This is a genomic window from Rhodopila sp. (assembly GCF_035548095.1).
Taxonomy (GTDB): domain Bacteria; phylum Pseudomonadota; class Alphaproteobacteria; order Acetobacterales; family Acetobacteraceae; genus Rhodopila.
The window spans coordinates 49,912-73,110 of the sequence record NZ_DASZUV010000014.1; the positions used below are offsets into that span (position 1 = coordinate 49,912).

Below are 23,199 nucleotides of genomic sequence, written 5' to 3' on the forward strand. Positions count from 1 at the left end.
TCCCCCAATGCGGACAATGCCGCGCCAGACTGCACGCCACGCGGCAGCCGGTCAAAGCTCCGCGGTGCGCGACGCAATGGCCTCGGACGATGCCGTCAGTCCTGCATGAGTAGGCGGATGCTGCCGCTCAGGTCGTCGACGGAGAACGGCTTCGTCAATACGAGCGTGCCCTGCCTGGGCAGGCCGCTGGTCGTCTGATCGACGGCGAAGCCGGTGATCAGCAGCACTTTCAGGTTCGGGCGGCTGGTACGCCCGGCCTGCGCCATCTGCCGGCCGTTCAGGTCGCCCGGCAGGCCCAGATCGGTGATCAGCAGGTCGATCCGCACATTGGATTGCAGGACCTTGAGGCCGCCCGCCCCGTCGGCGGCCTCGATCGCGGTATAGCCCAGATCGTTCAGCACTTCGGTGATCAGCAGGCGCACCGCCGGCTCGTCGTCCACCACCAGCACGGTCTGGCCGCTGGCGGCCGGGATCGGCACCTGGGCTTCCACCGGCCTCTCGTCCTCCACCACCGCGCCGACGGCGCGCGGCAGATAGATCCGCACGCAGGTTCCCTGGCCGGCTTCCGACAGGATGCGCACCGTGCCGCCGGATTGCCGGGCGAAACCGTAGACCATCGACAGTCCCAGACCGGTGCCCTGACCGGTGGGCTTCGTGGTATAGAACGGCTCGAACGCCCGAGCCTGTACCTCGGGCGGCATGCCGAGGCCGGTGTCGAGGACGCTGACGGACACGTATTCCCCGGGCACCAGGCCCTGGTCCGGGGCGTTGCCGTTCAAGGTTTCGTTGGCCAGTTCGATCGTCAGGCGGCCGCCGCCAGGCATCGCGTCGCGCGCATTGATGCACAGGTTCAGGATGGCGTTTTCCAGCTGGTTCGGGTCGCACAGCGCCGGCCAGAGCTGCTCCGCGCTCTGTGTTTCCACCCGGATGTTCGGCCCCATGGTGCGGCGGATCAGATCGGTGATGCCGGCAACCAGATTGCTGGCGCTGATCGGCCGGGGATCCAATGTCTGCCGGCGGGCGAAGGCCAGCAGCCGCTGGGTGAGGGCGGCGGCGCGTGAGGCGGCGCCCCTGGCGGTGTCCAAATGGCGTTCCGCGTCGGCGCCGCGGCCCTGGGTAACGCGGAGCCGTGCCAGCTCCAGGCTACCCAGGATGGCGGTCAGCAGATTGTTGAAGTCATGCGCCAGGCCGCCGGTCAACTGGCCGACCGCCTCCATCTTCTGTGCCTCGAAGAATTGCTGGCGGGACCGTTCCAGCTGTTCCTGCGCCTCCCGCCGCTCCGTCAGGTCGCGGGTGACCTTGGCGAAACCGATCACCGTGCCGTTCCGCAGGATCGGGTCGATAACAACGCTGGCCCAGAGCCGGCTGCCGTCCTTGCGCAGCCGCCATCCCTCGGCGGTGAAACGGCCCTCGGTCGCGGCCTGGTGCAGCGCGCGCTTCGGTATCTCGGCCAGCAAGTCCTCCTGGGTGTAGAACCGGGAGAAGTGCTGGCCGATGATCTCCTGTGCCTTATAGCCCTTGATCCGTTCAGCGCCCGGATTCCAGCTCGCCACCCGCCCTTCGCGATCCAGCATGAAGATGGCGTAGTCGACGACGCTGTCGATCAGCAGAGCGTGCAGGTCGGCGGGCAATGTGTCCAATCGGCGCTCCGGCAACAACAGCGGCGGCTGTATCCGCCGTGCATGCGATACAGCCGGGCACCGGAGGAGGTACCGCCAGCCGACCGCATAGTTCCGGATACGCCGCTTGCCGTCCGGTCAGGATGCACTTCGGGCAATATGGGGGTCAACGGGCCCGGCGGCTCGGCTGCGGCCAAAAATGATCGCCCGCGTCAGGCGCGTCGTCACGATCGCGCGACCGCCGCGGGCTGGCGCGCACATATACCCGTGAGATCGGTGGAAGCCCGGCATGATCCCCGCCACGTCTGACCGCGGTTCCAACAGTCGAGGAGAACGACCATGCGCCGTCTGCTGATGGCTTCCGCGGTCGCGATGCTGATGCCGATGGGGGTTGCCGCGATCGGATCCGCACAGGCCGCCATGCCGGCCGATACCAGCGTGCCGGACGCCACGATGAGCCATCCCGCGATGCCATCCAACCCGGCAATGACGCCGCCGCCGAACGCGGAGATGACGTCCCCGCCGCCGCAGGCCATGGACAACAGCCGGGAGAACTGTGGCACCCCGGATGAACCGAAGCCGTGCCCGCCGATGCCGCGTCATCCGCTGGCCTATTACCCGCCCAACCGTCACTGATGCGGCGCGACCGGTGCGTGTCGTCCGGCACGCACCGGCTGATGCCGGTCACGCGGCAACCCCGGCCTCCATTGACAGGCGAAGCCGCCGTGGCCGGCCATGGGCCGAGCTCCGTCAAGCGAAGCCAAAGCATGACAGGATCAGGTTGACCCTGTCGTGCTTTGGCAATTCTTTGATTCAAAAGCGCGATTCATGCCCTCTCACGGCCGGCTCCAGGCGATCGCGCTCTAGCAATCCATGTCGTCGTTGGTGCGGCGCACCAGGATTTCGCGTTTGCCGACATGGTTGGCGGGGCCGATGATGCCTTCCTTCTCCATCTGTTCGATCAGCTTGGCGGCCTTGTTGTAGCCGATGTTGAGGTGCCTCTGGATGAAGGACGTGGAGGCCTTGCCTTCCCGCGCGATCACCGCGACCGCCTGGTCGAACAGCGTCTTGTCGTCGCTGCCGCCGCCACCGATGCCGGACAGCAGCGACTCCGTGTCGCCGCCGTCCTTGTCCAGCGGCTCGGTCACATCCTCCACATAGGACGGCTCGCCCTGCTCGCGCAGGAACGCGACGACCTTCTCCACTTCGTCGTCCGACACGAACGGACCATGGACGCGGGTGATGCGGCCGCCACCCTGCATGAACAGCATGTCGCCCATCCCCAGCAGCTGCTCCGCGCCCTGTTCGCCCAGGATGGTGCGGCTGTCGAACTTCGAAATGACCTGGAAACTGATGCGGGTGGGGAAGTTGGCCTTGATCGTGCCGGTGATCACGTCGACCGACGGGCGCTGGGTCGCCATGATCACATGGATGCCGGCGGCACGCGCCATCTGCGCCAGGCGCTGCACGGCGGCCTCGATCTCCTTGCCGGCGACCATCATCAGGTCGGCCATCTCATCGACCACGACGACGATGAAGGGCAGCGGCTCCAGCGCCAGCGGCTGCTCCTCGAAGGTCGGGCGGCCGGTGTCGGGATCAAAGCCGGTCTGAACCTTGCGCGTGACGACCTCGCCCTTGCGGCGGGCTTCCTCGACCCGGTCATTGTAGCCGCCGACATTGCGGACGCCCAGCTGGGACATCGCGCGGTAGCGACGCTCCATTTCGCGCACGGTCCATTTCAGCGCGGTGACCGCCTTGGCAGGTTCGGTGACGACCGGCGCCATCAGATGCGGGATGCCTTCATACGTGGACAGCTCCAGCATTTTCGGGTCGATCAGGATCAACCGGCACTGATCGGGTGACAACCGATACAGCAGCGACAGGATCATCGCGTTGACGCCAACCGATTTGCCCGACCCGGTGGTGCCGGCGATCATCAGGTGCGGCATGCGCGACAGGTCGGCAACGATCGACTTGCCGCCGATATCCTTGCCCAAGGCCAGCGACAGGCGTCCGCCATGGTGCTGGACCTCCTCGCTGCCCAGGATCTCGGACAGGTAGACGGTTTCCCGCCGGGCGTTCGGCACCTCGATGCCGATGACGTTGCGGCCGGGCACCGTGGCGATGCGCACCGCCGTCACCGACAGGCTGCGTGCGACGTCGTCCGCCAGGCCGATGACGCGAGCGCTGCGGATGCCGGGGGCTGGCACCAGCTCATACAGCGTAACGACGGGGCCGGGGCGGATCTCCACGATCTCGCCCTGCACGCCGTAATCCGACAGCACGGTTTCCAGCAGCCGTGCGTTTGCCTGCAGTGCTTCCTCGCTGGGACCGTCGGCAGCCTTGGCCGGTGATTCCTTCAGCAGCGACATCGGCGGGAACCGCCAGCCCGTGGTCTCCAGCGGCAGCGCCTGCTGCTGCGGCTTGCGGGCGGGGATGGGCGGCTGGCGGACGGCGCGGGTAACCGGCGGCGGCACCTCGGCCACCGGCGGCGGCCGCGGCGCGGCGAGCTGGGGGGCACCCTGGGAGTCGTTGTCCGCCGCGTCCTGGTCCGGCCGGCGATCCCGGGCACGGATCAGCCGGGACTCCGGCCTGCCGGCCGGCGGCTGGTCCCCGGCCTCGCCGTCCGCCAGGCCGGGATTGCGGTTCACCAGGTTGACCAGCCAGCCGGAGGCCGCGCCGACGGTGCTGGCGCGACGGGCGACCACGCCGGCGGCGCTGCGGCCGCCATAGACCGAATAGCGGCCGGCGACCGCCGCGGCACGGCCGGCGGTGCGCCATTCCGACGCGGACAGGCCGAGCGCCAGCAGGGCCAGGACGAGCGCGAGTGCCGTGCCGATCAGCCAGATCATCACGCTGCCGATCATGCCGAACAGCGACGCGCCCAACGCCAGGCCGTGATGGGCGATCAACTCGCCGACCGAGCCGCCCAAGCCGGACACCACGGGCCAGTGAGCCTTCGGGGCTGGGAACGCGCCCAGCACCGCCGCCAGTATCGGCATCGCCGCCAGCAGCATCGCCAGGCGCAGGGCGAAGTTGCTCAGTCGCCCGTCGGAGACGATGCGCCAGGCCCAGGCCAGCAGGGTCATGCCCGGCAGCGCACCCGCCAGGCCGAAGCCCTGCAACAGGATATCAGCGATCACCGCGCCACCCGGCCCGGCGAGGTTGGATACGCGCCGGGTGGTGGCGGTGTTCAGTGACGGATCGCGCGGGTCGTAGAACACCAGGGCGACCAGGATCGCCAGGCCCAGCAGGCCCAGCAGCAGGCCGCCGAGTTCGGCGGACCGGCGGCTCATGAGGGCACGCAGCGCCGGGGAGGCGAGGCGGCGGGAATCGGCGACGGGCGCGCGTAGGGCCATGAGTCCTCTTGGGTCTCGGATTCTTTCCTGCTGGTTTGAAGAATAACGCGGAAGCGGTTGGTGGATAAAGGATGAACGCCAAGGGTTGCCCTGAAGCGGGTCAGGTTGACCCGGTCATGCTTTATCAGTGCTTTGATTCAAGAGGCGTGACTCACGCCCTCTCACCGCCGGCTTCAGGCGATCGCGCCTTGGAAGCCGTGATCGATCAGGCGCTCAACCCGAGGATCAGCACGCCACAGACGATCAGAGCCACCGCCGCCATCCGAATCGCCGAGACCGGTTCATGCAGGATCAGCGCGGACAGGATGACGACGGCGATGAAGCCCAGGGAGACCAGCGGATAGGCCAGGGACAGCGGCAGGCGGGACAGCACCAGGAGCCACAGGATGGCGCTGATGCCATAGGCGGCCAGGCCGGCGAGCACATGGGGGCTGAGGAAAGCGGCCACCAGGAGACTGCCGCCGCCCGAGACGGCGCCGGAGCGGACCGCCGTCATGCCGATCTTCATCAGCAGTTGCGCCACCGCCGACAGCCCGATGCTGGCCAACGCCAGAAGCCAGGTTCCCACGGCCTAGCCGCCCCACAAGGGGCCGAGATGGAACGGGCTGACATGCCCCGCCACCGCCATCAGCACGACAGCGCAGGCCGATACCAGCCAGGACACCCAGTCCCGCCCGGAATAGACGATCGGGTCGTCATGCATGTAGCCGCGGCTGGTCGAAAGCCAAAGCCGCAACTGCCAGAACAGGATCAGCGGCACCAGCAGCCACAGCACGTATGGGGCGCTGTAGCGCGCTGCGACCTCATCGCTTTGCACGTACAGCGTCAGCAGCACCGATGCGGCGAAGCTGGATGCGACGCCCATGGTCGTCAGCATCGGGGCATCCTGGGTGTGGTAGCCGCGGCGCTTCACGCTGCCCTTGGCCTCGGTCGCCTGCAGCTCGGCGACACGCTTCACCATGGCCAGCGCCAGGAACAGGAAGGCGGAGAAGCCCAGCAGCCACAGCGACAGCACGAACCCGGTCGCCAGGCCGCCAACGATCATGCGGGACACATACAGGAAGGCCAGGGTGAACACGTCGACCAGCGGCAGTTTCTTAAGCCAGAGGCTGTAGGTCAGTGATGCCGCGGCGTAGAGGCCCAGCGCCAGGGCCACGCCACTGATTGCGGCACCGGCCAGGCCCAGGATCAGCAGCACCGGACCCAGCGCCAGGACCGGCAACGACAGCGGGATGGCGCCGCTGGCGAACGGCCGCCGCCGCTTGCGCGGATGCGCCCGGTCGGCCGCCAGATCGGTCAGGTCGTTGATGATGTAGATCGCCGAGGCGGTGGCGCAGAACGATGCGAAGGCCAGCGCCGCATGCCCCCACGCCGGCAGGTTGCCCAGCTGGTTGGCGGTGATGATGGGAACGAAGACCAGCAGGTTCTTCGACCATTGGTGCGGCCGCAGCGCCTTGGCCAGACCCTTCCACGCCCGATCGGGCCGGGGGAACAGCAGGTCCGGCGCCCGGGACAGATGCCGCCGCAGGGTTCCGGGACGCAGTCCCCTGGACGGGTTCGCCACCGTGACCCGCGCCGCGTTCCGCCAGACCGCCAGATCGGTGCGGCCGTTGCCGATATATTCGAACGCTCCGAACCGTTCCACCAGGGCCGCGGCCTTGTTGCGGCCCCCGAGGTTGTGGCGCGCATCACTGGCCATGACGATGTCGAACAGGCCCAGATGGTCGGCGACCTGCCGTGCCAGACGCTGGTTCGCGGCGGTGACCAGGGCCACGGTGCGACCCTGCGCCTTCTGCGCGGCGACGTAGTCCAGCACGCGCTGGTCGTAAGGCAGCAGCGCCGGATGCAGCTCGAACCGGTCCGCCAGCCGGGATTTCAGAAACGCCTTGCCCCGTAGCAGCCAGAGCGGCACCAGCAGCAGCAGCCAGGGCCGAGCCGCCATGACGGCGACGAAGGATTCCAACAGCAGGTCGGTGCGGATCAGCGTGCCGTCCAGATCGACGCATAGCGGCATGGATGCCATGTCGACCTGTGCTGTCGGCGCCATGGGCGGATTCGGAATTCTCACGCTCTGCACGATGTCCTCCGCCAGCGGCATTCACGTCGCACCGCGGTCACCTCTGCCGGCGGAAACCCGGCGGGAACAATGACTGATCCGGCCCAGGCTAGACCATTGCCGCGCGCTTAACCAATGCAATCCTGCATTGACATCGCCGGTGCGCCCGGCGGCGGGCCTTTTCGCTTCGGCATGGCGTGGCCTAGACTGACGGCAACCGCCACGAACACTCCCCAGGAAAACGTCAGGATTCCGCGATGCGCATCGAGATCATCTGCACCGGCGACGAGGTGCTGACCGGCAAGATCGTCAACACCAATTTCTCCTACATGGCGCAGAAGCTGGAGGATGTCGGCCTGTCGGTGATCTGGGGCACCACTGTCGGCGATGACCGGGAGACGCTGCTGTCAGCCTTCCAGCTCGCCGCATCCCGCGCCGACGCGGTGATCGTCAATGGCGGCCTCGGGCCTACCGTGGACGATTTGTCGCAGGAGATCGCCGCCCAGGCCGCCGGCGTGGAGCTGGTACTGCATGAGGACTGGCTGCGCCGGATGGAGGACTTCTTTACCCGCCGCATGCGCACCATGCCGCCGAACAACGTGAAGCAGGCGATGCTGCCCGCGACCGCCGAGATGATCGACAACCCGATCGGCACCGCCTGCGGCTTCGCGATGGACATCGGCAAGGCGCGCTTCTTCTTCACCCCCGGCGTGCCGCGGGAACTGCGGCGGATGCTGGAGGAGCAGGTGATCCCCCGCATCCTGGCCCGCGTCGGCCAGCCGGCGTCGATCCATCTGAAACGTTTCCATAGCTATGGCCTGGGTGAATCGCATATCGACGAGCTGCTGAAGGGCGTCGAGCTGCTGGACGCCGAAGGCGGCGTCAAGCTGGGCTTCCGTGCCCACTATCCCGAGATCGAGACGAAGCTGACGGTGCGCGGCGCCGACCTGGCCGATGTGCAGCGCAAGCTGGCGCCGTGCATCGCGGAGGTGAAGCGCCGGCTGGGCAACTTCATCATCGCCGAGGACGACCAGACGCTGGAAGGCGTTACCCTGGACGCGCTGGTCCGGCTGGGCGGTACGCTGACGGTGGTGGAAACCTTCACCGGCGGACAGATCGCCGCCCGCATCGCGCATCTGCCCGGCGCCGAGAAAGTGTTCCATCACGGCACCGTCTCCCGCCACCTTGCCAGCCTGCACAGCGTGACCTTGCCGGCGGAGCTGAACCAGGAAGCCACCGAGGCGGTCACCCGCGCCGCTCGAGAGCAGACCGGGTCCACCCACGCGCTGGTGGTGCTGACCGAACTGGATGAAGGCCCCGACCGGATCGACCTGGGCGGCAGCATCTTCATCGGCATCACCGATGGCGAACGCATGGCCTTCCGCCGCTCCCGCATCCTGGGCGGGCGCGAGTGGGTGCGGCTGGGGGCCGTCGAGCTGGGGCTGGATTGCCTGCGCCGCTTCCTGCTGGGGCTGCCGGTGGTGGAGCGCATCGATTTCGAAAAGCAATGATGCGGCGCGAGATCGACTCGCCCTATGCCTGGGTGCGGCTTGCCGCCTCGGTGGGGCTGGCGGCGCTGGGCGGTGGCGGCATGTGGTCCGTCGTCGTGGTGCTGCCGGCGGTGCAGGCCGATTTCGGCGTGGACCGCGCCGCTGCCACCCTGCCATATACGTTGACCACGATCGGCTTCGGGGTCGGCGGCATGATCATGGGCCGGCTGGCCGACAAGGTGGGCATCATCATCCCGCTGGTGATCGGCGCGCTGGCGCTGGGGCTGGGCAATCTGCTGGCGTCCCAGGCCACGACGCTGTGGCAGTTCGGGATCGTCTACGGCGTGCTGATCGGACTGCTGGGCGCCGGTTCGACCTTCGCGCCCCTGATGGCCGATATCTCGCATTGGTTCGAGCAGCGGCGCGGCATCGCCGTGGCGCTGTGTGCCTCCGGCAACTACGTCGCCGGTGCGTGCTGGCCCCCTTTCATCGAGTTCATGGTGCGCGCCCATGGGTGGCGGACGGCGCATCTGGCGGCGGCCGCCATCTGCGTGTGCGGCATGCTGCCGCTGGTGCTGGTCCTCCGGGCCCGCTCCCTGCAGCGCCGTGCCGGCACGGCACCACCGCCGATGGCGAACCGGCGTGTCGACCTGGGGCCACGGGCGCTGCAACTGCTGCTGGCGGTGGCCGGGCTGGCATGCTGCGTCGCGATGTCGATGCCGCAGGTGCACATCGTCGCCTATTGCGGCGATCTTGGCTACGGCGCGCAGGCGGGTGCCTTCATGCTGTCGCTGATGACCGGGTTCGGTATCATCAGCCGCATCGGTTCCGGCTTCCTGGCCGACCGCCTGGGTGGCCTGGCGACCCTGGTGATCGGCTCGGCGGCGCAAGGAACGGCGCTGGCGCTGTACCTGATGTTCAGCAGCCTGCCGTCGCTATACGTCGTGTCGGCGCTGTTCGGCCTGTTCCAGGGTGGCCTGGTACCAAGCTATGCGATCATCATCCGGGAGAATTTCCCGGCAAACCAGGCAGGCGGGCGGGTCGGTCTGGTGATGATGATGACCTTGCTGGGCATGGCGCTGGGCGGCTGGATGTCGGGGGTGATCTTCGATGCCACCGGATCGTACCGAGCGGCATTCGCCAATGGGGTAGCGTGGAATATCGGCAATCTGGTGATCGCATTGTTCCTGCTCAGCCGCGCTCGCCGCGTCGGGGCGCCGGTTGGCCGGACGGAGGGGCAGGCGGCATAGCGAAACGGCGCGTCGGCTGGCATCACGTCCAGGGATCGACGATGATTTTCGCGTGCTTTTCCGGGTTCCCCAGTTCGGCGAACGCAACGCTGACACCATCCAACCCCACCGTACCGGTCACGAGCGGCGCGACGTTCACCCGTCCTTCGGCGATGTGGGACAGGCTTTCAGCGAATTCCTCCTTTGTATAAGCCAGCACGAACTGCACGTTCAGCTGCTTGACGATGCCGAAGAACGGCTCGAACCGGTCGGTCTCCATGCACACGCCCACGACGACGATGCGGGCCGAGGCGGGCGCGCCCTCCATGATCTGCTGGATCACGCCGGGCACGCCGACGCATTCAAAGATCACCGCCGGCCGTAGTTTCGGCCCCAGTCCAAACAGCTGGGCGTAGCGGCTGCCATCGAAACCGTCGGGCGTGGCGGTGGTCTTCCAGGTCTCATAGGGCGAAGCCGCGGCCGGATTGACGACGATGTCGGCGCCCATCTTCAGTGCCAGCGCGCGCCGGGCTGGCGAATAGTCGGCGGCGATGATCGGATGCACGCCCCGGATCGCGAGGCCGGCGATCACCGCCAGTCCCACCGGACCGCAGCCCACCACCAGCGGCACGTCATCCTGATCCAGCCGCGCACTCTGCACCGCGTGCCAGCCGACGGCGATGGGTTCGGTCAGCGCGGCATGCACCGGCGACAGCCCGTTCGGCACCGGCAGCAGCATGCGGTCCGCCAGCGGCATGTATTGCGCGAAGCCGCCGGCAATGTCGTTGGAGTAGCCGATGCCTTGCACCGTCTGCCCGGACAAGGTCAGCGGCATGGAGACGACCGGCGTGCCCGGTTTCAGCCTGGCGGGCGTGTTCGGGCCGTATTCGACGACCTCGCAGCAGAATTCGTGGCCGAACACCACGTCGCGATCGGGGTCCATGCCCCAACGGCCGCCGGTACGGGCGGCCAGATCGACGAACTGGCGGGTGAATTTCGCCGCGTGCAGATCGCTGCCGCAGATGCCGCACGCCATGCTGCGCACCAGCACCTGGCCCTGTTCCAGCACCGGATCGGGAACCGTATCGACGACGATCGAGCCTTTCCGCAGCACAGCGGCACGCATGAGGGTTTCCTCCCGTTGTCGTTTCGGAACGCCTGTGTCCCAGGGTAGACGGCTTTATGCGCCATGCCGAGGCCACGGTGTCGTCAACGGACGGATCTGCCGGGGGAACCGATAGGACGTCGCGATCAAGGCCGTGCCTGGCGCGGCCACCCGCGGCCTACGGTGGAGCGTGGCAGACCGCCTCTATATTGTGCCCATCCGGATCGAGGATGAACGCCCCATAATAGTGCGGATGGTAATGCGGCCGCAGGCCGGGGCCGCCGTTATCGCGGCCTTCGGCAGACAAACCCGCGGCGTGGAAACGATCGACGGACGCGCGATCATCGACGGCGAAAGCGATATGAGCACCGGCTATCGGAGCAGGTTTCAGCCCGATCCAGAAGAAGGCCTTTCGATTGCTTCCGTACCCCGCGAATGAATCCCCTTCCGCATGGAGGCGTTCGATACCGATTGATTTTAAGGCCTTATCATAGAAGGCTTTCGCCCGGCCGAGGTCGCTGACACCGATGGTGACGTGATCCAACATCGAGACCTCCAACGGCAACCCGGTACCCGCCTGGCCTGCCGCGGCCCGGCTCTGCCCGCCCAACCGCAGCCTATCCTCTTATCGCAGCGTCAGCCGTCTTACCGCAGCGTCAGCCCGGCGCGATCTTCCAGCGCATCCAGCAGCGCGTCCACCCCCTGTTCCGCCGCCAGCCTGGGCAGGCGCGCCAACAGGCCGCGGCGTTTCGGCGCGAAGCTTCGGGGGCGGGCGCGGGGACCGCCGAGCAGCTCGACCAGGGAGGAAACGGTGGCGAAACCATCGATCAGGCCGCGGTCCAGGGCCTGCTGGCCCAGCATGAAACTGCCGTCGAACAGCGTATCCAGGTTCCCGCGCAGCCGGTTGCCGCGCCGCCGCACGACCCAATCGCGGAAGTTGGCGTGCAACTTCTCCATCAGGTCCTTCACGAAGGCGACGTCTTCCGGCTTTTCCGGGCTGAACGGGTCCAGCCGGGCCTTGTTGTGGCCGGCGGTGTACAGGCGGCGCTCAACGCCGAGGCGCGACAGCAGGCCGGGGAATCCGAAGCCGCCGCCGACCACGCCGATCGAGCCGACGATGCTCATGGGATTGGCGTGGATCTCATCCGCCGCGCAGGCCAGCCAGTAGCCGCCCGAGGCGCCCACTTCCCGGATTACTGCGTGCACGCGCAGTCCCGCCCGGTCCGCGCGTTCGCGGATCATGCCGGCGATCAGGTCGGATTGGACCGGAGAGCCGCCGGGGCTTTCGATGTCCAGGATCACCGGGTTGCCGGCGGCGGCGGCGAAGGCCTTCTGGATCAGCGGCCGAGCGGAGTCGGCGTTGAGCTGGCCGGGGCGGGGCGAGATGGTGCCATGCAGCACGATCACGCTGTAGGTCGGGCGCCGCCAGGGCAGCAGGCCGGAGGTGCTCATGCCAGTCGCTCCCGCAACTCCGCCAGCCCGTGCAGCGCGGTTCCGCCGGCGTCGAAATTGACCGGGTCCAGCCACGCGGCCAGGGCATCGCGCACGCGCGGCCATTCCTCGGCGACGATGCTGTACCAGTCGGTGTCACGCAGATGGCCCTTGACCACCATGTTCTGCCGGTGCGTGCCCTCAAAGGTGAAGCCCAGCCGCTCGGCGGCGCGCTTCGAAGGGGCGTTGAGCGCATTGCAGCGCCAGACGATGCGGCGATAGCCCAGGTCCTCGGCGACCAGTTTCAGCAGCAGGAAGATCGCCTCGGTCGCGGCGCGGGTGCGTTGCAGGCGGGGACTGAACCAGATGTACCCGATCTCGATGGAGGCATGCCACGGCTGGATATGCGTCAGGGACAGCCACCCCGACACGATCCCCGTCGTCAGCGGCCGGACCGCCCACGCCATCCGCTCGGACTCCACCGACAAGGCCATGACATGCTGCGCCATCGCGGCCTGGGAGGCGAAGGGACCGGCGGACAGGTAGGTCCAGCTATCGTCCGCGCCCTGTGCCGCCTGCCAGAGCTCCGCGGCGTGGCGGCGGTGCAGGGGCTCCAGTACGGCGTGTTGTCCGCGCAGGGAGATACGGGCGGGCAGCGGCCGCGGCGTGGGATCGACCTCCGGCCCGATCGGCGGTGGCATGGCTGTCGCACTCCTTTTCCCTGTCCATACGCGGCGCCGCGCGTCGTGCCCCTATCACATTGGCCGGCGGCGCGGTAAGACACCCGCCGACAGCGCCCGCAAAGGGGCGTGTGCAGGAGGAATACGGATGATACGTCGCAGGCAGGTGCTGAAGGCGGGCGCGGTTGCTCTGGCCGCCCCGGCGCTCGTGGAGCGGGCCAACGCCCAGTCGCAGTTCGACTGGAAGCAGTTCAAGGGCCAGAGCATCGAGGTGAACTTCCAGCTCTCTCCCCGTGCCGACCTGATCAAGCGCAATCTGCCGAAGTTCGAGGAATTGACCGGCATCAGGGTCGGCTTCGAGTCGATTCCTGAACAGCAGCAGCGCCCGAAGGTGGCGATGGAGATGGCGACAGGCCATCCGAGCTTCGACGTGGTGAATGTCGGCATGCACGTGCAGAAGCGTCTGGTGGAGCGCGCCAACTGGATGGATGATCTGCGGCCCTATATCGCCGACAAGACGATCAGCAACCCCGACCTGGACATGGCGGACTTCAGCCCGGCCTCGATGCAGGTGGCGACCGCGCCGGACGGCAAGATCAACGTCATCCCGAACAACCAGGACCTGTTCATCATCTTCTACAACAAGGCGCTGCTGGCCGAGAAAGGCTTCAACGCGGCGCCGAAGACCTACGACGAAATGATGTCGATGGCGCACGCCCTGACGGACCCGAAGAAGGGTGTCTATGGCTTCGTCGGCCGCGGACTGAAGAACGCCAATGTCGTGCTGTACGACAACATTCTGCTGGGCTGGGACCAGGAGACGGTGACGCCGGACGGCAAGAAGCTGCTGACCGACACGCCGGAGGCGATCGAGGCGGCGAGCTGGTACCAGAAGATCATGCGGGAGTATGGGCCGCCCGGAAACATCGGCTTCAACTGGAATGAATGCCAGACGACCTTCATGCAGGGCCGCGGCGCGATGTGGTGGGACGGCATCGGCTTTTCGGCGCCGCTGCTGGACAAGACGAAGTCCAAGGTCGTGGACAAGGTCGGATTTGCCGTGGTACCGGCCGGTCCCAAGGCACAGCATTCCGCCACGTTCATCGAAGGTATCGGCATCCCCGCCCAGGCGAAGAACAAGAAGCCGGCCTGGCTGTTCATCCAATGGGCCGCCGGGAAGGACATGCTGACCGAGGTGTTGCGCAGCGGTTCCGGTACCCCCGCGCGCCTGTCCCCCTACGCTCGGGAGGACGTGATCGCCAATAGCAGCTTCCCGAAGGAATGGTTCGAAACGACGATCACCAGCCTGAAGATCGCGCGCTCCGGCCTGCCGGTGATCGTGCCGGTGACGGAATTCCGCGATACGATCGGCGCCGCCCTGACCAGCATCATCGGCGGCGCGGAGCCAGCGCCGGAGCTGAAGAAGGCGACCGAGGCTTTCCAACCGGTACTGGACAAGTCCAACCAGGCGTAACCGGTCACGGACAGGCGGCCTCGCCGGCGCGGACCGCCATGACGGCGTGCCGCTGCCGGTCCGATGCGTCCATCCGCTATCGATCGGCGCTGGGCCCGGACAGCAGTGTGCTGCCCGATCACCATGGCATCAGGACATCGATCATCTGCTGCCCCCAGCGCGCCCGCTGCAGATCGGTCAGCTGGCCGCGCCCGCCATAGGCGATCCGAGCCTCGGCCATCCGGTCGTGCTGCACCGTGTTGTCCGACGCGATGTCCTGTGGCCGGATCACGCCGGTCACCTGCAGGTCCCGCAGCTCACTGTTCACCACGAACTGCTGCCTTGCCGCAATGACGAGATTGCCGTTCGGCAGCACCTGCGTCACCACCCCGGCCAGGCGTAGCGTGACGGCTTCATTTCGCTGGATCTGTCCGGTGCCGTTATTGTTGTTGTTGCTGCTGGCATTCAGCAGGGAGGACGGGTTGACGTTCGGGGGCACCAGCGCCTCCAGCCCGAAGAAGTTCGGCATCGCCGCGTTCTCCGCGCTGTTGCGTCCGGCGGCGGTTACATTCTTCAAGTTCGCGGCGTCGTTGATATTCACCAGCACGGTCACGATGTCGCCGACCTGGGCGGCGCGCTGATCCTTGAAGAAGGCGCGCGAGCCAGACCGCCACAGGGAGTTCGGATTGTTCGGCGTCGGCTGCGGGTTCGGCATCGGCATGGTCACTGGCCGCCATTTCGGGTCGGAGGTAGGGTCGGCCGTGGGATCCATCTTCGGCGGCCGCCCCAGCTCCGCCAGTTTCTGCAGTCCCCCGCAGCCCGCCAGCACCGGCGCCGCGAGCAGCAGCACGGCGAACAGGCGCAGCCGCGGGCGGCTCATTGGGTGGCGAGCCTGGGCGTGGCGATCGGGGTGGGCATGCGTCCGGTGCCAGCGGGATAGATGGCGGGAGCGTCGGGGGTGACGCGCACCAGGCCGGGGCCGATGACCTGCGCCATCAACAGCGCACGCGAGTTCATGTTCTGCACGCGGATACGATCGCCGTCGGCGCCGGATTCCACCGCCACGGCCTGGCCGCTGACGCTCAACCCGCCGACCGCCAGCTGCATCTGAACCACCGCGCCGCGGCGTACCAGCGGCGGGCGGATCAGGTCGGCGCCGTGCAGGGGCTGGCCCGGCTGCACCGCCCGCCGCAGCTCCAGCCCGACGACCTGGCCGATCGCGCGCGGCGTGTCCGTCGCCAGCAGTGAGGCCCGCACCCGCGCCATCCGCACATCGTCCGCCCGCAGCACCGTCTCCGGCAGCAGGCGGGTGGCGGCGACCGGGACATCGGCCATCTCCATGACCTGGCCGCTGATGCGGGTATTGATCGGGTGCATCCCCTCGGCGGTGACCGACAGGATGGCGGTGAAACGTCCCGACTGGCGGTCGTAGTCGAGCTGCGACACCGTCGGCACTGCGTCGGTCTCGAACGGCACCACCGGCGGTGAGAAGCCGGGCAGCTCGATGTCCCAATCGTTCGGCGCACCGGCGGCGGTGATGGCGATGCGCGCGGCCTCGACCGCCTCCTCCCGCCGCAGCGGCCGGCCCGGCCATTCCAGCACCGCCCTGTCGGAGCTGGAGACCGACGTCCAGGCCACGCCGAACTGTCGTGCGATCGCATTCAGCTGCGCCGCTTCGACGATGATGCGCCCACCCGGTTCGGGACCCGGACCCAGGCGCGCATCGGCGTTGTGGCCGGCATCGTCGAACAGGTCGCGCAGATAGACGTCGGGCCCATGCAGCGTCGTCATCGTGCGCAGGGAGGCGGCCGGCGCGGTGCCGGCATCCGCCAGGACCAGCGCCAGCATCATGGGGGCGGCGATCAGCAGGGAAAGACGAGCGCGCATGGCGGTCACCGCAGGTTGGTCAGGGTGGACAGCATCTCATCGCTGGACGAGATCACCTTGCTGTTCATTTCGTAGGCGCGCTGGGCGCTGATCAGGTTGGTGATCTCGGTCACCACATTGACGTTGGAGGTTTCGACGAACCCTTGCATGGTCGATCCGAAACCGTTGCTGTTCGGATTGCCGGTGACCGGCGCGCCGGAGGCGGCGGTCTGCATGAACAGGTTGCTGCCCTGCGCATCCAGCCCCGCCTCGTTGGGAAATACCGCGAGCTGAAGCTGGCCGACCGTTTGTGGCGCAGTCTGGCCGGCCAGGGTCACCTGCACCTGGCCCGATGTATTGATGGTTACGCCGGTGGCCTGGGATGGAATCTGCAGACCTGGCTGCACGGTGTAGCCGTCGGCGGTGACGATGGTGCCGTCCGCGGCCAGGCCGAACGTGCCGTCGCGCGTATAGGCGGTGTCGCCGGAAGGCAGCGTGACCTGGAAATACCCGTTGCCCTGGATCGCCATGTCCAGCGTGTTGCCGGTCTGCTGCAGGTTGCCCTGCTCATTGATCCGGTAGATGGCGGCGGTCTTCACCCCCAGGCCAACCTGCGCGCCGGAGGGCACGACCGTACCGGAATCGGAACTGTCCGAGCCGACGCGGCGCAGGTTCTGATAGATCAGGTCCTGGAATTCCGCGCGCCGCCGCTTGAAGCCGGTGGTCGTCATGTTCGCCAGGTTGTTGGAGATCACCTCCACATTGGTTTGCTGAGCCTGCATTCCGGTGCCGGCGATATCGAGCGCGCGCATGGCGTGGTCTCCTGTGCCATTCTGTCACGGTGTCGGTGCGGTTTGCGCCACGTGCCGGGCGATGCCGCCCGGCGCCGGCGATCAGGTGTTCGACTGGCTGAGTACCTTGTCGATAGCGTTCTGCTGGCGGTCGGCCTCCGACTGCACGAACTGGGTCATGAGCTGGAACTGGCGGGAATCGTCGATCATGCGGGAGATTTCCATGACGGGTTGGACATTGGAGTCCTCCACCGCGCCTTGAACGATGCCGGGCGTGGCCACGGGCGTGGTCGGCGCGTTGGAAACGAAACGGGTGGCACCCTCGGCGGAGAGCTTCATCATGTCGGCCGGTTGCACGACGCCGATCTTGCCCAACGGTCCGTTCTCGGACGAGATGGACCCGTCCGATGCGATGGTGACATTGGTGTCGGCGGCCGAGATCAGGATAGGCTGGCCGTTGGTGTTCAGTACTGGGTTGCCGTTGCTGTCGGCCAGGGTACCGTTGGACGTCAGGCCGAAACGCCCGTCGCGCGTGAGGCGCGGCCCGGTCGGCGTGCTGACGGTGAAATATCCTTCGCCGCTGAGCGCCAGGTCGAACGGATTGCCGGTGTGGGTTATCGTTCCGGATTGCGACTCCCGCCAGGTCGCCCGGTCCTGCGTATAGATGACATTGTGATCACCCGACGGTGCGCCCGGCACCAGCGCATGCTGGCGGTCTATCCAGTCGGAGAACTGCACCCGTTCGGTCCGGTATCCGGGAGTGTTGGCATTGGCGATGTTGTTGGCGGTGACCTCCATGACGCGTTGCTGGGCGACGAGCCGGGAGGCTGCGAGGGAGGTTACGATGTCCATGTCGTCGCCGTTTCACCTTTTGTGAATGCCGCCTGGTTGCGTCGGTCGACACCTGTGACCGCAAGTTGCGTGCCAGGACGGATGCGGCGGATTTTGGCGGATCCCGCTTGCTGAATGGTGGTCGGCGGCTGGGCAGAAGGTGCCGAGAAAGGTTTCTGTGTCGGCAGATCGTGCCGGGTCCGCCAAGGACAGAAATCAGCGCTCGGCAAGCCGGCAGGACGCAGGATGAAACGGCCGGTACCGCGTGGTCCGGGCTGTCATCGATGGAGATGGGGCGCGTCGGGCTTTCTGTTATCAGAAAGAAATGATAGCCGCTGACCGACGGTGCGTGCGAAGATGGCGGCTGGTTCGCATGCCCTGTCGCCCAACAAAAAAGGGGGCTCGCGCCCCCTTCTTCCAGCTGAACCGGTTACGCCGCCGCTTCGGCGTCGATGCGGCGTTCGTACCGCTTGCGCTCATGCGGATCAAGATACCGCTTGCGCAGCCGGATCGCACCGGGCGTGACCTCCACCAGCTCATCGTCCTCGACGTAGGAGATCGCCTGTTCCAGGCTCATCTTCCGCGGTGGCACCAACAGCATCGCGTCATCCTTGCCAGCCGCTCGGATGTTGGTCAGCTTCTTTTCCTTGATCGGGTTCACCTCCAGGTCCGACTCCCGGCTGTGCTCGCCCAGGATCATGCCCTGGTAGACCTTCTCGCCGGGCGTGACGAACATCGTGCCGCGCTCCTGGATGTAGAACAGCGCGTAGTGCACCGCCTCACCGGGTTCGGTGGAGATCAAAGAACCGTTGCGGCGCCCCTCGATCGGCCCCTTCCATGGGCCGTATCCCGCGAACAGCCGGTTCATGATGCCGGTGCCGCGCGTGTCGGTCAGGAATTCGCCGTGGTAGCCGATCAGGCCACGGCTCGGGATGCTGAAGGTCAGGCGGATCTTGCCGCCACCGGAGGGCCGCATGTCCTGCATCTCCCCCTTGCGGCGGCTGAGCTTCTCCACCACCACGCCGGAGTAGGGTTCGTCCACGTCAACCAACACCTCCTCCATCGGCTCCTCGCGTTCGCCGGTGTCGGGGTTGCGGCGGGTCAGCACGCGGGGGCGGCCGATCGTCAGCTCGAACCCCTCGCGGCGCATCGTCTCGATCAGTACGCCCAGCTGGAGCTCACCGCGTCCGGCGACCTCGAAGGCGTCGGTTTCGGTGGAGTCGGAGACGCGGATGGCGACATTGCCCTCGGCCTCGCGGAACAGGCGTTCGCGAATCTGGCGGGAGGTGACCTTCTTGCCCTCGCGTCCGGCCAGCGGACCGTCATTGATGCGGAAGGTCATGGTCAGCGTCGGCGGATCGACCGGGATGGCTTCCAGCGGGCCTGGCAGGTCGGGCGCGCCGATCGTGTCCGGGATGGTGCCGTCCGACAGGCCGGCTACGGCGATGATGTCGCCGGCCTGGACCTCATCCACCGGCACCCGCTCCAGCCCGCGGAAGGACAACAGCTTGGTCAGGCGGCCGGTTTCCACGACCGATCCGTCCTGGCGCAGCACCTTCACCGGCATGTTGACCTTGGCGGTGCCCTGCTCGACGCGGCCGGTCAGCACGCGGCCGAGGAAGTTGTCGTATTCCAGGATGGAGGCGACCATGGCGAAGGGCGCGTCCGGGTTCACCCGCGGCGGCGGGACGTGGCGCACCACCAGGTCGAACAGCGCCGACAGATCCTTGCGCGGGCCGTCCAGCGAGTCGTCCGCCCAGCCGTTGCGGCCGGAGGCGAACAGGGTCGGGAAATCCAGTTGCTCATCCGTTGCGCCCAGGGCGGCGAACAGGTCGAACACCTCCTCATGCACCTCGTGCGGCCGGGCGTCCTGGCGATCCACCTTGTTGACGACGACGATCGGGTGCAGGCCGCGCGCCAGTGCCTTGCCGACGACGAACTTGGTTTGCGGCAGTGGCCCCTCGGCGGCATCGACCAGAACGATGGCGCCATCCACCATGTTCAGGATCCGCTCCACCTCGCCGCCAAAATCGGCGTGGCCGGGCGTGTCGACGATGTTGATCCGTGTGTCGCCCCAGACCACCGAGGTGCACTTGGCCAGGATGGTGATCCCGCGTTCCTTTTCCAGGTCGTTGCGGTCCAGCGCCCGCTCCGCCACCTGCTGGTGCTCGCGGAAGGCGCCCGACTGACCAAGAAGCTTGTCCACCAGTGTGGTCTTGCCGTGGTCGACATGGGCGATGATCGCGACGTTTCTGATCTGCATACGGGCCTGGCTTCGGGGATGGTGCGGCGCACACATAAGGGGGATTGGCGCCGGTTACGAGGGGGAATCGCCATTTCCGGAGGGTAGTTGCCATGCGCCGGACAGATACGGCCCTGAAAGATCCCTCGGGAGCCGCGCTGTTTCAAGCCCGAACGCAACGAGGTTGCAGCCAGGTGTCTTGGAGCCAGGTGTCTTGGAGCCAGGTGTTTCCAAGCCAGGTTGTCCGGGGAGCCACGCCCCCCGGCAGAGCCAAGCCGCCTCGCGGCCACGTGCGCCCAGGTTTGTCGCCGACGGCGGGATGGCGGTGTCCGCCCTCGCGGCCCGCGCACGAGCCGCGCGAGTCAGACGGCCTGGGCGCTGGTCGTGCCGGGGCTGACGGCTTCCAGCGGCCGCCCGGTCGTCCGTGGGCCAAGCACGGCATACAACAGCGTCAGCAGCAGGAAGGTGCCGGCCACTGTCAGGAATACCGCCGAGTAGCCAAGGCTGCTGTAGACCGCGGCGATGATGAACGGTCCGGCGACATTGGTCAGCCGGCCGGCGCCATAGGTCATCCCGACGCCCAGCGAGCGGATTTCGGTCGGAAACAGTTCCGAACTGTAGATGTAAAGGCCGGTCGCGCCGGCCTGCAGGCCGATGATCACCAGCGCGCCCAGCAGCATGATCCTGGCCGGCGTATCCGCCAGACCGTAGAGCAGGACGCAGGCCGCGACCCAGAACGATACACCGGCATTGAACCACTTACGATCGATACGCTCCATCAGGAAGGCGGCGATCAGCGCGCCGACCGGATTGCATAGCGCAATGACGCTCGTATAGGTCAAGGACCGGGTTACCGAGAATCCATGCTGATACAGCAGGGTCGGCACCCATGCCATGAAGCCGTAGAAGCCCAGCGTGCTGACGATGCTGATCGCGCCGACGAACACGGTACGACCGAGATGCGGCGCGCGCAGCGCCGTCATGTAGCCGCGCCGCGGGCGCGGCGGCTCATCCGGCCGGGTCTCGGCGGTCGGCAGCCGGCCGTGCCTCTCGGCTTCCTTTTCCAGCCGGCGCACCACGTCATCGGCTTCCTCGGCGCGGCCGTGGATGCTGAGCCAGCGCGGCGATTCGACCATGCGCGTGGCAAAGGCGATCGCCACGATGCCCAGCGCGCCCCACACGAAGACCAGCCGCCAGCCCCACGGCGCGCTGGGCACGACGAAGCGCGCGACCCAGGCGGTTGCCGGAATACCCACCAGTCCGATCGTCATGGTCAGACCCATGTAGTGGCCACGCAGCCGGGCCGGGAAGAACTCACCGATATAGGTGTTGGCGATCACCGTCATCGACGACAAGCCGATGCCGGTGAGGAAGCGCAGGACGGCGAGGGAGGATACATCCCAGGCAAAGGCGTTGAGCAGGGAAAACGCCGAGTAGAACAGGGTGGACAGGATGAACGCACGCTTGCGGCCGATCCGGTTGGCCAGTGTGCCGCCGGTCATGGCGCCGATGAACATGCCGCCGAAACTGGCCGCGGTGATGGCCGCCACGGTGTCCACGCTGATGCCCCAGCCATGGATGATTCCCGGTGCCGCGTAGGCGAAGGTATTGAGGTCACCGAGTTCGAAGAAATAGGCGAATGCCAGCGCGAGAAACGCCATGCGATGGGTCGATGTGATCGGAAGCCGGTCCAACCGGGCGCTGATCGAGGTCACGATGCGTCCTCCGCTGCTTTTTCTTGCATTGGTGGCCGGGTTGCATCCGCGATCAGGTCACCTGTCCGCTGGCTTGCTCCAGCCCGCTCGCGTGGAGCAATCCAGCACGGGTCGAATGACACATGCCACGATGTCACCTGTCAATTGCAGGGAAAGCGGCACGCCGCCGCCCTGGTTTCCTCTCGCGGTCGCCCGCATGGCTGCATGTCGGTGCTCGCGTTCCAGCCGACCCGCGTCCGTGGCAATCACGTGCACGATGCCGGTGATGTCAATCCGCGCTGACACTGGCACCGGATACCGGAACACTGACGCCCATTGCGGCCAGTACGGTACGGTAACGGAACAAACCCGGGTGCGACCGGCGCTGGATTGCCGGAATGGCGGCGATGCATGTGCCGGCCGGCATACCCCGCTTGCGGGGCTGGAAGGACCGCGTGGCGCGCGTCTGCCCCACCGAGTTTTTCCGAAGATTTTCCATAGGCTGACTGGGCCGGTCCGGCCCTGCCGGCCTTCCGTGGATCAGGTGCCGACCTTCAGCGGAGACACCATGCCGCGCAGGCAGGCCAGCACCGACAGGGCGGTGATCTTGCCGGTCCTCGGGTTCTCCGGCGTCGGCACGTTCTCGATGGTCATGGAGAAGCGGGCGGCGTCGGCTTCCACCGTGACCGTGTGGATATTGCGGGTCACCGCCGGATCCGCCCAGATCCGCACCCGGGTCCGCACCGGGCCGATCCCGGCTAGCGCCAGGGCGGCGGCGACGTTGACATTGGCGGGGAATCCGGCCGCCGCCTCCATCGCGTTGCCTTCGAACACCACTTCGGGCCGGGCGAGCCCGGTCAGATCGATATCGTGTTTGACCAGATAGGGGGCGCCAACCAGGCCGCGCGGATGTTTGCGGGTTTCCAGGGTGATGCTGTCCACCGGTCCCTCGGCGGCGGCACGGACGGCATCCAGGCCCAGCAGCGCACCAGTCGGCACGATGATCCGCGCCCCGGTTGCCTGCGCCAGCTTCAGCAGATGCATGCGTGGCAACAACGCCCCGACCGAGATCGGCACCAGGACACGGCCCGCCTCCAGGGCCGGGGTGGCGATCTTGTCGAAGATGGCGGCGGGCGCGGCCTCCACCACGATGTCGGCGTCCGACAATTCGGGCAGGGAGACGATCGGGGGTGGATCGATGAAGCCGGACAGGCTGGCGCGGCCCTTCGCCGCGTCGCGGCAGGCTACCGCGACCAGCTTCAGGCCCTCGATCCGCTGATCCAGGGCGCGCGCCAGCGGCAGCCCTATGGCGCCCAATCCGGCGATGGCGACAGTCCGCATCATGACGTTCCC

At 67.2% G+C, this 23,199-nt stretch carries 19 protein-coding genes; 4 read left to right on the plus strand and 15 right to left on the minus strand.

The window, feature by feature from the left end:
- Positions 1-95: 95 nt before the first annotated feature.
- Entirely contained in the window at positions 96-1,640 is a 1,545-nt protein-coding gene (locus VHC04_RS10855; protein ID WP_325680973.1) for a PAS domain-containing sensor histidine kinase, read from the minus strand.
- A gap of 318 nt (positions 1,641-1,958) precedes the next feature.
- On the opposite strand from VHC04_RS10855, the gene VHC04_RS10860 reads away from it, so the two are divergent.
- Positions 1,959-2,255 (plus strand): hypothetical protein, encoded by a 297-nt coding sequence (locus VHC04_RS10860; protein ID WP_325680975.1) that lies wholly within the window; start codon positions 1,959-1,961, stop codon positions 2,253-2,255.
- A 227-nt stretch (positions 2,256-2,482) separates the two neighbouring features.
- Here VHC04_RS10860 and VHC04_RS10865 read toward each other — a convergent pair whose 3' ends face one another.
- The 3 genes from VHC04_RS10865 to VHC04_RS10875 form a co-directional block, all read right to left on the minus strand.
- The gene (locus VHC04_RS10865; RefSeq protein ID WP_325680977.1) at positions 2,483-4,978 is read right to left on the minus strand and encodes an FtsK/SpoIIIE family DNA translocase; all 2,496 of its coding nucleotides are present in this window, start codon (positions 4,976-4,978) and stop codon (positions 2,483-2,485) included.
- Positions 4,979-5,183: 205 nt separating this feature from the next.
- A complete protein-coding gene (locus VHC04_RS10870) occupies positions 5,184-5,546 on the minus strand; it encodes a small multi-drug resistant family protein (protein ID WP_325680979.1) in 363 nt (120 codons plus the stop codon).
- Positions 5,547-5,549: 3 nt separating this feature from the next.
- Positions 5,550-7,046 (minus strand): UbiA family prenyltransferase, encoded by a 1,497-nt coding sequence (locus VHC04_RS10875; RefSeq protein WP_325680981.1) that lies wholly within the window; start codon positions 7,044-7,046, stop codon positions 5,550-5,552.
- 245 nt (positions 7,047-7,291) lie between these two features.
- Here VHC04_RS10875 and VHC04_RS10880 point away from each other — a divergent pair, with 245 nt between their 5' ends.
- Together VHC04_RS10880 and VHC04_RS10885 are read left to right on the plus strand one after the other, a co-directional pair.
- Positions 7,292-8,545, plus strand: a complete 1,254-nt coding sequence (locus tag VHC04_RS10880) for a CinA family nicotinamide mononucleotide deamidase-related protein (protein ID WP_325680983.1) — start codon at positions 7,292-7,294, stop codon at positions 8,543-8,545.
- Positions 8,545-9,774: an MFS transporter gene (locus VHC04_RS10885; RefSeq protein ID WP_325680985.1), complete on the plus strand. Its 1,230-nt coding sequence runs from the start codon at positions 8,545-8,547 to the stop codon at positions 9,772-9,774. Before VHC04_RS10880 ends, VHC04_RS10885 begins: the two co-directional genes overlap by 1 nt.
- A 22-nt stretch (positions 9,775-9,796) precedes the next feature.
- Here VHC04_RS10885 and VHC04_RS10890 read toward each other — a convergent pair whose 3' ends face one another.
- From VHC04_RS10890 to VHC04_RS10905, 4 genes are all read right to left on the minus strand, one after another.
- Entirely contained in the window at positions 9,797-10,879 is a 1,083-nt protein-coding gene (locus VHC04_RS10890) for a zinc-binding dehydrogenase (protein ID WP_325680987.1), read from the minus strand.
- A gap of 157 nt (positions 10,880-11,036) precedes the next feature.
- Complete coding sequence (locus VHC04_RS10895; RefSeq protein WP_325680989.1) at positions 11,037-11,405, minus strand: VOC family protein; 369 nt, start codon at positions 11,403-11,405, stop codon at positions 11,037-11,039.
- A 98-nt stretch (positions 11,406-11,503) separates the two neighbouring features.
- Positions 11,504-12,310 (minus strand): S49 family peptidase, encoded by an 807-nt coding sequence (locus VHC04_RS10900; RefSeq protein ID WP_325680991.1) that lies wholly within the window; start codon positions 12,308-12,310, stop codon positions 11,504-11,506.
- Positions 12,307-12,990 (minus strand): GNAT family N-acetyltransferase, encoded by a 684-nt coding sequence (locus tag VHC04_RS10905; protein WP_325680993.1) that lies wholly within the window; start codon positions 12,988-12,990, stop codon positions 12,307-12,309. The genes VHC04_RS10900 and VHC04_RS10905 overlap by 4 nt, the downstream gene beginning before the upstream one ends.
- 127 nt (positions 12,991-13,117) lie before the next feature.
- Between VHC04_RS10905 and VHC04_RS10910 the strand changes: the two genes are divergently transcribed.
- A complete protein-coding gene (locus VHC04_RS10910; RefSeq protein ID WP_325680997.1) occupies positions 13,118-14,443 on the plus strand; it encodes an ABC transporter substrate-binding protein in 1,326 nt (441 codons plus the stop codon).
- A gap of 118 nt (positions 14,444-14,561) precedes the next feature.
- Here VHC04_RS10910 and flgH read toward each other — a convergent pair whose 3' ends face one another.
- The 7 genes from flgH to VHC04_RS10945 form a co-directional block, all read right to left on the minus strand.
- The gene (gene flgH / locus VHC04_RS10915; protein WP_325680999.1) at positions 14,562-15,302 is read right to left on the minus strand and encodes a flagellar basal body L-ring protein FlgH; all 741 of its coding nucleotides are present in this window, start codon (positions 15,300-15,302) and stop codon (positions 14,562-14,564) included.
- Complete coding sequence (flgA, locus tag VHC04_RS10920; RefSeq protein ID WP_325681001.1) at positions 15,299-16,309, minus strand: flagellar basal body P-ring formation chaperone FlgA; 1,011 nt, start codon at positions 16,307-16,309, stop codon at positions 15,299-15,301. Before flgA ends, flgH begins: the two co-directional genes overlap by 4 nt.
- Before the next feature lie 5 nt (positions 16,310-16,314).
- Positions 16,315-17,100 carry a flagellar basal-body rod protein FlgG gene (flgG, locus tag VHC04_RS10925; RefSeq protein WP_325681003.1) on the minus strand — a complete coding sequence of 262 codons (786 nt, stop codon included), beginning with the start codon at positions 17,098-17,100 and terminating at the stop codon, positions 16,315-16,317.
- Positions 17,101-17,181: 81 nt separating this feature from the next.
- Positions 17,182-17,931 carry a flagellar basal-body rod protein FlgF gene (gene flgF / locus VHC04_RS10930; RefSeq protein ID WP_325681005.1) on the minus strand — a complete coding sequence of 250 codons (750 nt, stop codon included), beginning with the start codon at positions 17,929-17,931 and terminating at the stop codon, positions 17,182-17,184.
- A 409-nt stretch (positions 17,932-18,340) separates the two neighbouring features.
- Positions 18,341-20,173 carry a translational GTPase TypA gene (gene typA / locus VHC04_RS10935; protein ID WP_325681007.1) on the minus strand — a complete coding sequence of 611 codons (1,833 nt, stop codon included), beginning with the start codon at positions 20,171-20,173 and terminating at the stop codon, positions 18,341-18,343.
- 341 nt (positions 20,174-20,514) lie between these two features.
- Positions 20,515-21,867, minus strand: coding sequence for an MFS transporter (locus VHC04_RS10940; RefSeq protein ID WP_325681010.1), 1,353 nt, complete (start codon positions 21,865-21,867; stop codon positions 20,515-20,517).
- Positions 21,868-22,386: 519 nt separating this feature from the next.
- Positions 22,387-23,187 carry an aspartate dehydrogenase gene (locus tag VHC04_RS10945; protein WP_325681012.1) on the minus strand — a complete coding sequence of 267 codons (801 nt, stop codon included), beginning with the start codon at positions 23,185-23,187 and terminating at the stop codon, positions 22,387-22,389.
- Positions 23,188-23,199: the final 12 nt, after the last annotated feature.